The sequence below is a fragment of the Mycobacterium sp. genome (genome assembly GCF_049683355.1).
In the GTDB taxonomy this organism is placed as follows: Bacteria; Actinomycetota; Actinomycetes; order Mycobacteriales; family Mycobacteriaceae; genus Mycobacterium.
Genome location: NZ_JBAUJB010000041.1, coordinates 1 through 12,552, shown reverse-complemented (window position 1 = coordinate 12,552; position 12,552 = coordinate 1). Strand labels below are relative to the sequence as shown.

At 68.3% G+C, this 12,552-nt stretch carries 17 protein-coding genes; 7 read left to right on the top strand and 10 right to left on the bottom strand.

Annotated features, from left to right (window positions below):
• Positions 1-274, top strand: a 274-nt coding sequence (locus tag WA944_RS02365; RefSeq protein ID WP_526646218.1) for an alanine:cation symporter family protein, incomplete at its 5' end; no start/stop codon positions are given.
• Between the two features lie 10 nt (positions 275-284).
• On the opposite strand, the gene WA944_RS02360 is transcribed toward WA944_RS02365, so the two are convergent.
• Both WA944_RS02360 and WA944_RS02355 read right to left on the bottom strand, forming a co-directional pair.
• Entirely contained in the window at positions 285-1,442 is a 1,158-nt protein-coding gene (locus WA944_RS02360) for an MFS transporter (RefSeq protein ID WP_526646217.1), read from the bottom strand.
• Positions 1,439-2,089 carry a DUF998 domain-containing protein gene (locus tag WA944_RS02355; RefSeq protein WP_526371388.1) on the bottom strand — a complete coding sequence of 217 codons (651 nt, stop codon included), beginning with the start codon at positions 2,087-2,089 and terminating at the stop codon, positions 1,439-1,441. Before WA944_RS02355 ends, WA944_RS02360 begins: the two co-directional genes overlap by 4 nt.
• 48 nt (positions 2,090-2,137) lie before the next feature.
• Here WA944_RS02355 and WA944_RS02350 point away from each other — a divergent pair, with 48 nt between their 5' ends.
• A complete protein-coding gene (locus WA944_RS02350; RefSeq protein WP_526371390.1) occupies positions 2,138-2,407 on the top strand; it encodes a YdeI/OmpD-associated family protein in 270 nt (89 codons plus the stop codon).
• 11 nt (positions 2,408-2,418) lie between these two features.
• Here the strand turns inward: WA944_RS02350 and WA944_RS02345 are convergent, their stop codons facing one another.
• Entirely contained in the window at positions 2,419-3,819 is a 1,401-nt protein-coding gene (locus WA944_RS02345) for an Nramp family divalent metal transporter (protein ID WP_526371392.1), read from the bottom strand.
• 40 nt (positions 3,820-3,859) lie between these two features.
• The gene (locus tag WA944_RS02340) at positions 3,860-4,990 is read right to left on the bottom strand and encodes a GGDEF domain-containing protein (RefSeq protein ID WP_526371394.1); all 1,131 of its coding nucleotides are present in this window, start codon (positions 4,988-4,990) and stop codon (positions 3,860-3,862) included.
• A 111-nt stretch (positions 4,991-5,101) separates the two neighbouring features.
• On the opposite strand from WA944_RS02340, the gene WA944_RS02335 reads away from it, so the two are divergent.
• A complete protein-coding gene (locus WA944_RS02335; protein ID WP_526371396.1) occupies positions 5,102-5,713 on the top strand; it encodes a hypothetical protein in 612 nt (203 codons plus the stop codon).
• Positions 5,714-5,742: 29 nt separating this feature from the next.
• Here the strand turns inward: WA944_RS02335 and WA944_RS02330 are convergent, their stop codons facing one another.
• The gene (locus WA944_RS02330) at positions 5,743-5,937 is read right to left on the bottom strand and encodes a hypothetical protein (protein ID WP_163887513.1); all 195 of its coding nucleotides are present in this window, start codon (positions 5,935-5,937) and stop codon (positions 5,743-5,745) included.
• 42 nt (positions 5,938-5,979) lie between these two features.
• A complete protein-coding gene (locus tag WA944_RS02325; RefSeq protein WP_526371398.1) occupies positions 5,980-6,192 on the bottom strand; it encodes a DUF3072 domain-containing protein in 213 nt (70 codons plus the stop codon).
• A gap of 115 nt (positions 6,193-6,307) precedes the next feature.
• Between WA944_RS02325 and WA944_RS02320 the strand changes: the two genes are divergently transcribed.
• A complete protein-coding gene (locus tag WA944_RS02320; protein WP_526375447.1) occupies positions 6,308-6,805 on the top strand; it encodes a pyridoxamine 5'-phosphate oxidase family protein in 498 nt (165 codons plus the stop codon).
• A 6-nt stretch (positions 6,806-6,811) separates the two neighbouring features.
• Here the strand turns inward: WA944_RS02320 and WA944_RS02315 are convergent, their stop codons facing one another.
• The 3 genes from WA944_RS02315 to WA944_RS02305 are packed head-to-tail and all read right to left on the bottom strand — an operon-like array spanning position 6,812 to position 8,571.
• On the bottom strand, positions 6,812-7,144 hold the full coding sequence (locus WA944_RS02315; protein ID WP_526375445.1) for a GNAT family N-acetyltransferase: 333 nt from the start codon (positions 7,142-7,144) through the stop codon (positions 6,812-6,814).
• Between the two features lie 21 nt (positions 7,145-7,165).
• A complete protein-coding gene (locus WA944_RS02310; RefSeq protein WP_526646214.1) occupies positions 7,166-8,131 on the bottom strand; it encodes a pirin family protein in 966 nt (321 codons plus the stop codon).
• Positions 8,128-8,571, bottom strand: a complete 444-nt coding sequence (locus WA944_RS02305; protein ID WP_526369910.1) for an EVE domain-containing protein — start codon at positions 8,569-8,571, stop codon at positions 8,128-8,130. Before WA944_RS02305 ends, WA944_RS02310 begins: the two co-directional genes overlap by 4 nt.
• A gap of 95 nt (positions 8,572-8,666) precedes the next feature.
• On the opposite strand from WA944_RS02305, the gene WA944_RS02300 reads away from it, so the two are divergent.
• From WA944_RS02300 to WA944_RS02290, 3 genes are all read left to right on the top strand, one after another.
• On the top strand, positions 8,667-8,936 hold the full coding sequence (locus tag WA944_RS02300) for a DivIVA domain-containing protein (RefSeq protein ID WP_526369908.1): 270 nt from the start codon (positions 8,667-8,669) through the stop codon (positions 8,934-8,936).
• A gap of 76 nt (positions 8,937-9,012) precedes the next feature.
• A complete protein-coding gene (locus WA944_RS02295) occupies positions 9,013-10,476 on the top strand; it encodes an MFS transporter (RefSeq protein ID WP_526369914.1) in 1,464 nt (487 codons plus the stop codon).
• A 57-nt stretch (positions 10,477-10,533) separates the two neighbouring features.
• On the top strand, positions 10,534-12,099 hold the full coding sequence (locus tag WA944_RS02290) for an acyl-CoA carboxylase subunit beta (protein WP_526646211.1): 1,566 nt from the start codon (positions 10,534-10,536) through the stop codon (positions 12,097-12,099).
• Positions 12,100-12,105: 6 nt separating this feature from the next.
• Here WA944_RS02290 and WA944_RS02285 read toward each other — a convergent pair.
• Positions 12,106-12,552, bottom strand: a 447-nt coding sequence (locus WA944_RS02285; RefSeq protein ID WP_526646209.1) for an RES domain-containing protein, incomplete at its 5' end; no start/stop codon positions are given.

The window sequence follows — 12,552 nt, the reverse complement described above, 5'->3', positions numbered from 1 at the left end:
CCGAGTGCTGGTGCTGGTCGCGATCGGCGTGGGTGGCGTCTCGCAGCTGACCGCGGTGTGGGCGCTGGCTGACGTGGCCATGGGCCTGATGGCGTTGGTGAACCTGGTAGCGATCGTGTTGCTCGGCAAGTGGGCGTTCGCTGCGATCAAGGACTTTCAGCGGCAAGTCGACAGCGGCGTCGATCCCGTCTTCGTTGCCGAGGATGCCGACCTACCCGGGCGTCTGGAGGGCGACATCTGGCGACGTGAAGCCAAGGTCAACGCCGACACCTGAGGGGGGCCCGCTACGCGCCCAGATCCGGGGACGGCGACCGATGGAGCAGCAGCACCATTCCGCTGAGCAGTGACACCGCCCCGGTCAGCACCAGCACCGTGCCCAGCCCCAGGCCGGGGATCACCGCGCCGGCAACCGCGGGCGCGGCGACGGAGCTGACGGCCCCCACGACCAGACACGCCGTGAACGCTGCGCCTGCCCGGTCGGGCACCAACTCCGCGGTCCAGACCGCGAGCACCGCCGACCCGGTCATGTATCCCACGCCGAAGATGCACGCTGAGGCCGCCGTCGCGATCACCGAGTCACCGGCCAGCCCCAGCAGTGCCAGCGCCGCGGCCACAATCACCAGGCACAACGCCGCGACCCTGCTGCTACCCAGTCGCTGTGACGCAGCTCCGGTCGCCACACCCACCACGCCGGTGATGCCGATCGCCGCGTACAGCGCCGGGACGGCGGCCGCCGGCAGGTCGCCGCGGCCGAGCGCGTCCGATGCGTAGGTGAAGTAGATGACGACGGCCGCGAAGTACACCACGGAGTAACCGGCTGGGATTCGTAGCGCTCTCGCGAGGGACGGGGCGTCCGGTTGCTCGTCCGGGCGTGAGGCCGGTTCCGTTCGCGGCACCAGCCGCAGGTTCACCACAGCGGCGACCACCGCGGCCAGGGCGATGCCCACCCAGACCAGCCGCCACGAGCCCACCGCGGCGAAGATCGCCAAGCCGCCGAGCACGACGAGTCCGCCGCTGGTGCCGGTCGTGATGATGGCCAGCGCCCTTGGCTGCTGCCGCAGGGGCACCATCCGCGTCACGATGTCCGAGTACGGGGCCCAGACCCAGCCGCCGGCGCCACCGGCCAGCACAGCGCCGACGGCCAACAGCCAGGGGGACTGCGCGACCGCCACGATCACCGCGCCCGCCGCACCGCAGACCCCGCCCACGGTTGTCGGAGCGCGTGCACCGCGGCGAGCCGCCAGCGGGCCCGCCAGCACCAGTCCGGTCAGGTAGCCGGCGAACGTGGCGCTGGCGATCAGGCCGAGTACCAGCTCCGACAACCGCAACTCGTCGCGGATGTCGGGCAGCGTCAGACCGTACGCATACCGGGCCATCCCGAAGGCGACCCCGACGACTGCCGCTCCGGCCAGTCCTATCCGGCCGCCCGCGCTGAGCGTCATGAGAGCTCCCTCGTCCTGTGCGGCTGTCTTAACACCGTCACCCCTGCCAGTAGCTGCCACCCGATGATCGTGTAGATCGCCGTCCGCTCCCAGGCACCGTCGTCGAAGAGCAGGCGGGCGTCCAGCACGCCGTTGAGCAGCAGAAGGCCGCCCGCGGTCAACCCGACGATTCCCAGCGTCACCCCGGAGATACCCAGGGTGCGAAATCGGCTGCGACGCAGAAATACAACTCCGGCGCAGAGGACGGCCAGGTTGCCTGCGCCGATCGCGGCCGTCGCCCCGACGACATGCACAAAAGCCTGGGTGTCAGCACCTCCGCTGGGGAACAGACCCACGGCTGCGGATCCGACACCGTAGGTCGCGGCCAGTCCGAAATACAGCAGGCCGCCGGAGCCCAGTCGCATCGCGGCGACAACCAGTGCAGCGCCGAGCGCGAACGCCACTCCTTGCGCGATGAACGCGCTGTTCATCCAGGACGCCCATGGTGAGCGCCCTGGTTGGCCGAGGTCGCTGATGTAGTCCGCCCAGTAGCGGTAGCCGTGAATCTGCGCGGCGACAACGGCTTCCGTCACCAGATACCAAACACCGGCGATCAACCAGAGTGCGCCGGCCAGTCGCAGAGCCGGTGATCCCGCGGTGGTATGCACCACGACAGGGTGCCATGGGTGCACCACCCGCCCGGTTATCCTGGCCGAGTGAGCAGCCAGAAAGTCGCGGGCGGGGTGGTGCACGAACTGCCCGCGGACCTGCGCGAGGCATTGAGTGCCAACGGCACCGCGCTCGCCGCGTGGAACGACATCACACCGTTGGCGCGCAACGAGTTCATCTGTTGGGTGGAGGACGCCAAGCAGCAGAAGACGCGTGAACGGCGGATCCGCAGGACCCAGGAAGAGCTCGAGGAAGGCCAGCGGCGGCCGTGCTGCTGGCCCGGGTGCAAGCACCGCGAGCGCACCGGCAGGGCCTGAGGTTCGAGGCCTCATCCTCCGATGACGCCGAGCATGTTCGAGAAGTAGAGGACGGCGAAGACGCCGTAGAACAGCCCGGCGAAGCCCAGCAGCCCGATCGAAAGCCGGCTGGGCCGTAAGGCATCGGGGATGCGGCGGTTGACGGCCAGCGTTGTCAGCACGATGAACGGGGTATGCACGCTGGCCACGATTCCCGACGCGGACATGACAGCGACGGGATCCTGCACCATCACGATCACGACGGCCGGGATGAGACCGGTGAACGTCACCGCGAACAGGATCTTGAGTGCTCGGGCGGTGCCCATGGATTCCGGGCGCCAGCTGGTGAGGCGCTCTGTCCACGTGCGGCCCGACTTTCCGGACAGCAGTAGGGTGATGTCGGCGAACGCGCGTGACCATCCGTCCTGGTTCGCCAACACGCTGCCGCCGAGCGCCACCACGATCGCCGTGAACATCAGCCAGTGTCCGACGGTGCCCCACACTTCTGACAGCAGCAGCATCAGATCGTCGGCCACCCCGATTCCCGACGGCACCACCCCGGCCGGGGCGAGAAGTTCGGCGCCGAGCACCAGGAACGCCGTGATGATGACCGTTCCGGTGAGCACGCCGACCGCCGCTGTGTTCGACAGGGTGCCGAACCACGAGCGCAACCGTGCCGTCCGTTCCTCCGCGGATTCGGGCGAGGCACCCTGCTCCTCGGTTGAGGAGTTGTTCATCCCGCCGCCGTACCCGCGTCGGGCGGTCCAGTACGAGAACCACACGATGCCCATCGATCCCGCGAGAATCGTCCCGATCCAAGGCAGGACGAAGGGCACGCTGAGGTCCGACGGGATGCCGGGCACCAGTCCCGCCCGCGCGTCCCCGTCCGGCTGGAAGACCCATGCTGCGGCAACCACCGTGATGGCCACCAGGAGCAGTGCCAAGACCAGGGCCGCTCGGGACACGGCGGGGTAGCCACCACTGACGACCACCGCCGTCGTGATCAGCAGTAGCAGCAGGGACCACAGCATCAGGCCACCCGGGAGCACCGAAGCGAATGCGCTGCCCACCAGGGCGGTGAGCCCTCCCACCCCGGCCACGGCGGCGACGAGTTGCGGCAGCAGAACCACCCAGAGGGCCCAGTTGCGGGGACCGGGGAGCGTGGAGAAGCCGTCCAGCAGAGTCCGGCCGGTGACCACCGCGAATCGGCCGGCCTCCCGGATCATCACCCACATCAGGATCGCGACGCCCCACAACAGCCAGAGCAACTCGTAGCCGTATTCGGACCCGACCCGCGGGGTGAACAGCACCGAGCCCGATCCCACCGCAGACATCGCCCACAGCAGACCCGGACCCCACCACCGCAGACGAGCGGCGCCGGCGGGTGGATCCGGGACATGCTGCCGAAGTTCGACGGTCTTGTCAGAGGTCATCGTGCGCATGCCCGTCAAACGTTGCCTGCGGTCCGCCGCGCTAAACCCCCGGCGGCCCGGAACCGATCACGGTGCTTGTTGCGTCCGGCGGCGGAGTCAGCAAGCCATGGTGGTGAAAGCGGTTGCCCCCAGCTCGCTTTGCGCGATACATGGCATGGTCGGCCACGATCACCGTGAGAAGCCGATGAGCGTGCCCGTCCTGCGTCGGTACTCCGGCCAGCGGCGCACAGACGGTGCCGACGCTGGCGGTCACCGGAACAGGCAGGCCGGCGATGGTCTGACAGATCCGTCCGGCGAACGGTGCGGTGTCCGGGGTGGCTGACAGCGCGGCGATGAGAAACTCCTCGCCTCCGCTGCGGCCGATCACCGCTGTCGGGCCGGCAGCGACGGACAACGCCTTGGCAACGGTGACCAGTGCCGCATCGCCGACGTGGTGGCCGTGGGTGTCGTTGACCGCCTTGAAGTTGTCGAGATCCACCAACGCCACGAACAGGTGGTGCACGGTGGTGTCGCGCTGGCTGAGCAGTTCGAGTGTCGCTTGGAAGAACGCGGGTCGATTGAGCAGCGTGGTCAGCGGGTCACGCGCGGCGTGCACCAGGTCGGTGCCCAGCGCCCGGACGAGGAACTGGATCGCCAGTGGCATCGCGATGTTGATCAGCAGGACGAGGAACAGGTCGACCACGGCCAGGGCCGGGTGTCCGGACATCGCCAGCCTGACGGCTGCGGCCAGAGCGACGCCCGCAGCGACAGAGAAGTTGTACAGGACCAGCGCGGTGGAATGGAAGAACGCGATGTAGGCACCGATGATCGCGAACGAGATGCAGCCGATCAGCGACGCCAGCGGAGTGGGATAGGCCAGACAGGCCAGCGCCACCGCACCGTTGGACACGACGGCGAACATCTGCGACTGGCGCTGCGTGGGCCAGCGCCAGGCCCACAGCAGCACGCCGGCCACCCCGCAGCCCGCGGCCAGCCAGGTCATCACGACCGGCACGGTGCCCCGCGGTCCGTCGGAGCTGAGCAGCAGTACGAGCAGACTCAATGCCAACGAGCCGGCGATCAGCCCCATCATCAGTCGCACCCGGGTGGTCTGGCCCCGGGCACGTAGGTAGCCGCTGAGCCAGTCGTAGTGGCTGGGCTGCAGCCACCGTGGACTCTGTGATGCGGCCATCGTCACCCCCGCAAACAACATACTGACTGCGGCGGCCCACCGGTGACACAAAATTTGAGGGGCCGCGACGCTGGTTGGCGTTCATTTCCGGGTTTCGGGTATGAAGGCGGAGTGCGTCTGGACGATCGCGCTGTGCTGTCTGCGGGGATGGAGGCTGTCCGCGCGACCGCCGGCGCGGTGCTCGGTTGGCCCGGTGGTTTGTTCAATGCCGAGGGTGAGACGTTCGATGCCACCCTGCGCATCGACGACGACGCCCGCGTGCCGGGGTCGGCCGCACTGCTGCGGCCGGGGTCCGTGCATCGTGCTGTGGTCCAGGTGGGTCCTGACCGCCGCAACACCGCGGTCCGCAAACTGTGTGTGAAGATCCCCGACGCCTACGGCCGCGGTCGCGACCAGGACTTCCTGCTGGCGTCGTCCGGCGATGGCGCGCCCCTGCACCACGCCGCGCTGCCGACCGATTCGGTAGCCGCGCTGTACTCCTCGCTGTGGCTCTACCTCGCCGGTCTGCAGCCGGTGCTGTTCGGGGCGCGCACCTCGACGACCGGCCGCGACCTACGGTTCGGCCCCGGCGATGAACTGAGCTTCGCGCTCAGCCCCCCGCTCGGGCAGTTCCGCCGGATCGGGTTGTTGACGTTGGCCGAACCGCACGACGGCACGGTGCGCTTCGCGGGTCGCAACAGCGGCGGAAACCTCTGGCCGTTACCGCCGGTCAGCTTCTACTGAGCCGGCCGCCCTGCCCGTAGCGCGACCGGTCAGTCCGGTGAACCCTCGGAGTCGTCGAAGAACGCCCAGTGCCCGTCGTCGCCGGACTTGACCTCCATCCGCCAGCCGAGCTCTGAGTTGTCGGCCTTCTGATCGACGAACCAGGCGTGGGCGTCGTCGGCGCTCTCGATGTCCTTCGTGTCGACGACGTCTCCCTTGGGATTCAGTACGCGGTATGTAGCCATGGGCCGCGTATTCCCGTTGTGCCGCAGTCGAAACTGACCGGTCTAGTCGCCTCGGCCGGTCTGCTGGCGCAGGTTGTCGATCAGCTCGGAGGCCTGCGCCTTCGTCGCGTCCTCGGGGACCTCTTGCCCGGCCTCCTGGGCCAGCGTGTGCAGATAGCTGCGTTGTGCACCCGTCATGGGTTCGTCACCGGTCACCCACTGAGACGTGTCCTTCTCCGCGTTCTCGCTCGGCGCTTGCTTGGTGTTGTCAGTCAATCTCGTCACCTCCGCACCCCGGGTGCCCATCGCACGTCTGTTCGAAACGCAGGCCGGGATGCAGAAAGTGACAACCCGGATGAGTGGGGGAGCGGCGACCTGAAAGTATCGACTCGTGGGCAACAAGGAACGCTCGAAGATCGTCATGTCCGACGCCGAGATCGCCGAATTCGTCGAACACAGCCGTACGGCCACGATGGCCACCGTGCTGCCGAGCGGCCGGCCACACCTGGTCGCGATGTGGTACGCCGTGCTCGACGGGGAGATCTGGTTCGAGACCAAGGCGAAGTCGCAGAAGGCGGTCAACCTGCGTCGTGATCCGACGATCACCGTGATGATCGAGGACGGGCAGACCTACGACACGCTGCGCGGGGTGTCCATCGACGGCGAGGCCGAGATCATCGACGATCCCGACACCAACCTTCGGGTCGGCATCAGCGTGTGGGAGCGCTACACCGGGCCCTACAGCGAGGAGATGCGCCCGTTCGTCGACCAGATGATGAACAACCGGATCTGTGTGCGGGTCATCCCGTCCCGGATGCGCAGCTGGGATCACCGGAAACTGGGCATGCCGGGCATGCCGCTGTCCGGCAGCACCGCGCAGTACCTCTGAGCTGGGTCAGCGGCTGGCCAGCAGTTCCTTCACCTCGGGCGTGACGGGGTCGACGTGGTCGCCGAACTCGGCATGTTTGTCGATGAAACCGGCGACCATCGAGCAGATCGGCACGATCCGTAGGCCGGCATCCCGGGTCGCTTCGAGCGCCTCGCGAACCAGGATGGTCCCGAGCCCGCGCCCGCCGAACTCGTCGTCGATCTCGGTGTGCGGGAAGATGCGCTGGTTGCCGTGGTCGATGTATTCGGTGAAGCCGGCCTTCTGCCCGTCGACCGAAATGCTGAAGCGGTCAGCTTCGGCGGTGACGTCGGTGGGGGCGCCGGTCTTGTCGGTAGTCATGGTGTCCACCTATACCCAGATTCACGGCGCAGGATTGCGGCGCGGCCGTAATCTGCCGTTCGGCAGCGGAGGCGCGGGCAGCCGAGCCGTGGCGCCGCGGTAACCGTCGACGGCACCGAACCGGTCGTCGTGGCCTTCCCATTGCTCGCGGTAGGCCACGATCTCGTCGTGGCTGCGGCCGACGAAGTTCCACCACATGACCAGGTGCTCGTCGAACGGTGTTCCGCCCAGCAGCACCGCCCGCGCTGGAGCGTCGCCGCGATTGGCCAGGTGCAGGCGCCGGTGGCCCGGACGTTGGTAGGCCAGGTCGGCGACAGCGAGCACCTCACCGCATGCCTCGAGGACGCCCTGGTCGAGCAGCACGCCGTGCTCGAACGTCTCGTCGATGTCGAGGGTCAGTTCCGCACCGGCATCGAGGTCCAGCTGGGCACCGAGCAACGGGGTGAAAGTGTGCACCGGGGAACGGTCGCCCTCGAGTTCGCCGAGGAACACCCGCAGCGTGGCGGCGCCGCGGGACTGGGGCCGGGGGATGTAGCGGGCGAAGTCGCGGCCGGTGTCGCGGGCGGCGTCGGGCAGCGCCACCCACAGCTGCACCCCGTGCAGCACCGAGGTGTTGGCCGTCGACACCTCGGAGTGGCAGATGCCCGCGCCTGCGGTCATCAGGTTCAGTTCCCCCGGCCGCACCAGTGAGTGGATGCCCGCGCTGTCACGGTGCTCCACCTCGCCGCTGAACAGCCAGCTCACCGTCTGCAGACCCGTGTGCGGATGCGGGGGCACGTCCATCCCGGTCCCGTCGCGCACGTCGTGCGGCCCGTAGTGATCGGCGAAGCACCACGCACCGATCAGTGACCGTTCCCGCTGGGGAAGGGTACGGCGAACGCGGATCGCCCGGGGCCCACCCAGGGGCACCTCGCGCGGATGCAGGACACCCGCGAATGGCGATGCGGCGCACTCGACTTCGGCAGGCGCGGCATCGGTGTTGCTCACGTGTCCACAGTAACCTCCTCGACGGTGGGCAGGGCCATCGCCGACCGGATCGTCTCGCGGTCTGCGTCGTCGATGCGGAAGACCCCGAAGCGGAACTTGTAGCCCCAGCGTCCTTTGTCCTCGATGAAGTCGAGGCGATCGAGCAACGGCCGGATCGGTGCAGGTTCGCACTCCAGGAAGTCCACATTGCGCCGCCACGGCTGGAAGTCCGCCGACACCTCGACCTGATAGGGCTCGTCATCGGCGACCCGGCCGATCGCGGTGAACGCCTGCAGCGGCGGGCCGTCGGGGTGCGTCTCGCGCGGTGAGTAGAAGATGATCCAGTCACCACGCGCCATCTTGCGCAGCATGTGCGGCTTGCCGTGATTGGCCTGCGTGAAGCGTCCCCGTACGCCGCGTTCGACGTGGTCGCGGCTGACGGTGTTGATCCAGTTCGTCATGACCGAACGTTATGCCCGACCGCCGACACCGCGGCGCCGCTGCGTCGCGGCCTGTGGACAACCCGTCGCCGAGGCTGTGGATAGAGTTCGACAGCATGGGCGACAGCGGGCTGACGGCGGAGGAACTGCGCAACACCACCTTCGAGAAGCCGCCGTGGCCCAAGCGTGGATACGCCGAGAAATCGGTGAACGATTTCCTCGCCCTGGCCGCGCGCAGGCTCGAGGGGCGCGGACATCTGTGCGCCGACGACATCCGCGGGGTGCGCTTCAACAAGGCACCGTTGGGTAAGCGTGGTTACGACCAACAGCAGGTCGACGCGGTGCTCGCCGAAATCGTCACGGCCATCGAGCATCTCAACACATGACGCGGGCGATCGTCGGCCAGGACGGTGTTCGCGCCGAGAGTACGGAGAAGGCGTGACCGAAGCCGGCGGCTTGAGGATGGGCAGCGCCGCGGGCCGCTGGGTGTTGGTGGCCACGGTGCTCGGATCGGGAATCGTGATGATCGACAGCACCGTAGTGAACGTTGCGTTACCCCACATCGGCAGCGACCTCGGTGCGGGTTTTGTCGGACTGCAGTGGACCATCAACGCCTACACGCTGACCCTGGCGGCACTGATCCTGCTCGGCGGGTCCCTCGGTGACCAGTTCGGGCGGCGGCGCATCTTCCTGATCGGGGTCATCTGGTTCGCGGCGGCGTCGGCCGCGTGCGGCCTGGCACAGAACGTCGAGATGCTGATCGCGGCCCGCGCGTTGCAGGGTGTCGGCGGGGCGTTGCTCACCCCGGGCAGCCTGGCACTGATTTCGGCGTCGTTCTGCAAGGCTGACCGTGCCGCCGCGATCGGCGCCTGGTCCGGCATCGGCGGACTGGCCGGCGCCGTCGGCCCGTTCCTCGGCGGCTATCTCGTCGAGATCAGCTGGCGAGCCATCTTTCTCATCAACTTGCCGCTGGCCGCGGTAGTCGTCGTGGTGACCGTCCTGCGCGTGCCCGAAAGCCGTGACACCGAGTCGGCGCCGGGCCTCGATGTGAGCGGCACGATCCTCGCGGTGGTGGGTCTGGCCGGATCGACCTATGGGCTGACCGAACTCGCCAACGGGGAAGCGAGCCCGGCTGCGGTTGTTGCGGTCGCCGCGGGGGTGCTGGCGATGCTGGCTTTTGTAATGGTCGAGCGTCGTTCCGCCCGCCCCCTGGTCCCGCCTTCGCTGTTCTCCGACACGACCTTCCGCGTCGCCAACACCATCACCCTGCTCATCTACGGCGCTCTGGGAGTGGTGTTCCTGCTGCTGGTGCTGCAACTGCAGACGGTCGCCGGCTTCAGTCCCCTCGCCGCCGGGACCGCGCTGCTGCCGGTGACGGCAGTGCTGCTGGTGTTCTCCTCGCGGGCAGGGGCACTCGCCGGGCGGATCGGGCCGCGCCTGCCGATGACCGTCGGCCCACTGCTCGCCGCCGCCGGCCTGCTGCTGATGATGCGGATCGGACCGAGCGCGTCGTGGGTTGCCGACGTACTGCCCGCAGCCCTGGTGTTCGGTGCCGGCATGGCGCTTGTCGTGGCACCGCTGACCGCGGCGGTACTTGACTCCGCCCCAGACCATCTGGCCGGTTCGGCCTCCGGCGTGAACAACGCCCTGGCCCGCAGCGGCGGCCTGCTGGCGGTGGCGCTGATACCCGGACTCGCCGGCATCAGCGGTGCCGACTACGCCGACCCGGACGTATTCGACGCCGGCTTCCATGTCGCGGTCGCCATCGCGGCAGGTCTGCTCGTGGTGGCCGCGGCCATGGCCTTTACCGGTCTGAAGTCCGGAGTCGCAGCAGGGGCGCCGAAGGCTCGGATGCGCGTCGAAGAGAACACACACTGCCCGACCGTCGGACCCTCGCTGTACCCGGGGTCGGACAGCGCCTCCTGACGAACACTCAGCGCGGGTCTGCCCCGACGTCCATCCCGGCGCACCTATCCTCCAGGAATGTCTGAGCCTGAAGGCCCGCGCCCCGACCTGACGGAGCTGCTGCGGCGGCGCGCACTGACCGAGGACGCGGCGCGGCCCGACGCCTTGGCACGCAGACACGCTCGTGGCGGGCGCACCGCGCGGGAGAACGTCGAGGACCTCGTCGACGCGGGCTCCTTCGTCGAGTACGGCCGGTTCGCGATCGCCCCGCAGCGGATGCGCCGCGACGTCGAGGACCTCATCACCCGCACCCCTGCGGACGGCCTGATCGCGGGCACTGCCCGGATCAACGGGAACCAGTTCGGTGACGAGCGCTCAGCGTGCGCCGTGTTGTCCTACGACTACACCGTGCTCGCCGGGACGCAGGGCGCGTTGGGGCACCGCAAGAAGGACCGGCTCTTCGAGCTGATCGACCGGATGCGGCTGCCCAATGTGTTCTTCGCCGAAGGTGGCGGCGGCCGGCCGGGGGACACCGACTATCCCGTGGTGTCCGCGCTGGACACCCGCGCCTTCGCACTGTGGGCGAAGTTGTCCGGAGTGGTACCGCGCATCGCCGTGGTCAAGGGACGCTGCTTTGCCGGAAACGCCGTCATCGCAGGCGCTTCCGATCTGATCGTCGCGACCGAGGACGCGTCACTGGGCATGGGTGGGCCGGCGATGATCGCGGGAGGCGGTCTCGGCGACGTGCCGCCCGACGAGGTCGGGCCGATGTCGGTGCAGGAACCCAACGGCAACGTCGACGTCGTGGTCGCCGACGAAGCCGAGGCGGTCGCGGTGACCAAGCGTCTGCTCGGCTACTTCCAGGGATCGCAGACGGAGTGGACTGAGGCCGATCAGACCACGTTGCGCACTGCGGTGCCCGAGCGGGAACGGCGCGCCTACGACGTCGTCCCCATCATCGAGACGCTCGCCGACGAAGGGTCGGTGACCATCCTTCGGCGGCGCTTCGCCCGGGAGATGGTCACCGCGCTGGCCCGCATCGAGGGCCGGCCCGTCGGCGTCATCGCCAACGACACCCGGTTCACCGCGGGCGCGATCACGGCTGCCGCCTCCGACAAGGCGGCGCGCTTCCTGCAGCTCTGCGATGCGTTCGGGCTGCCCGTCGTGTCACTCATCGACTGTCCCGGGTACATGGTCGGTCCGGCTGCCGAGGCGGACTCGCTGGTACGGCGCGCATCACGAATGTTGGTCGCCGGGGCGGCAGTTCGGGTACCGATCATCGCAGTCGTGCTGCGGCGCGGATACGGGTTGGGTGCGCAGGCGATGGCCGGCGGCAGCTTGCACGAGCCGGTGCTGACGGTCGCGTGGCCGGGAGCGCATCTGGGACCGATGGGCCTGGAGGGCGCGGTGCGGCTGGGTCTGCGTAAGGAACTCGAGGCGATCACCGACGCGGACGAGCGGGAGGAGCGGGTGCGGGAGGCCACGGCCGCTGCACAGGAGAACGCGAAGGCCCTGAATGCGGCGATGCTGTTGGAGATCGACGATGTCATCGACCCGGCGGAGACCCGCACGGTCATCGCCGCGACGCTCGCGGCGGTGGATACACCGGCGCCGTCACGGGGCCGGTTCGTCGACACGTGGTGACGGTGCTCACTCCACGATGGTGATCGCCACTGCCTCAGCCAACTCCCTGACTTTCTCGAATCCGTCGCCGGCGAACAGTGGAACTGGAGCGGAACCAGGGTGTGGGTTGATGTCGGTGAATCGTGTCACCCGGTCACCCCAGAGCATCAGTGCGAGCGAGTCATTGAACTGCCTTGATCGCCAAATCAATCCGTCGAATCTATCGGTGTGTTCGTAGAGCGCTTGTCCCCAGAATGCTGTGCGCGGATACTCACTGGCTCCCGTCTCGATGAGCTCGCCATGCGTGATGCCCAGCCGGCGCAACCCAGCGCCGTGGAGTTCGGCAAGCCGTAGGTCCCGGACCGGAATGATGGTCGACATGACCATGGGAACCAGCGCCTTTCGGAGAATGCGTCGCCCCGGACCGCGGATCGGAACGTCATGGAAAATCGTTTCCGACAATGCACCCTCGAC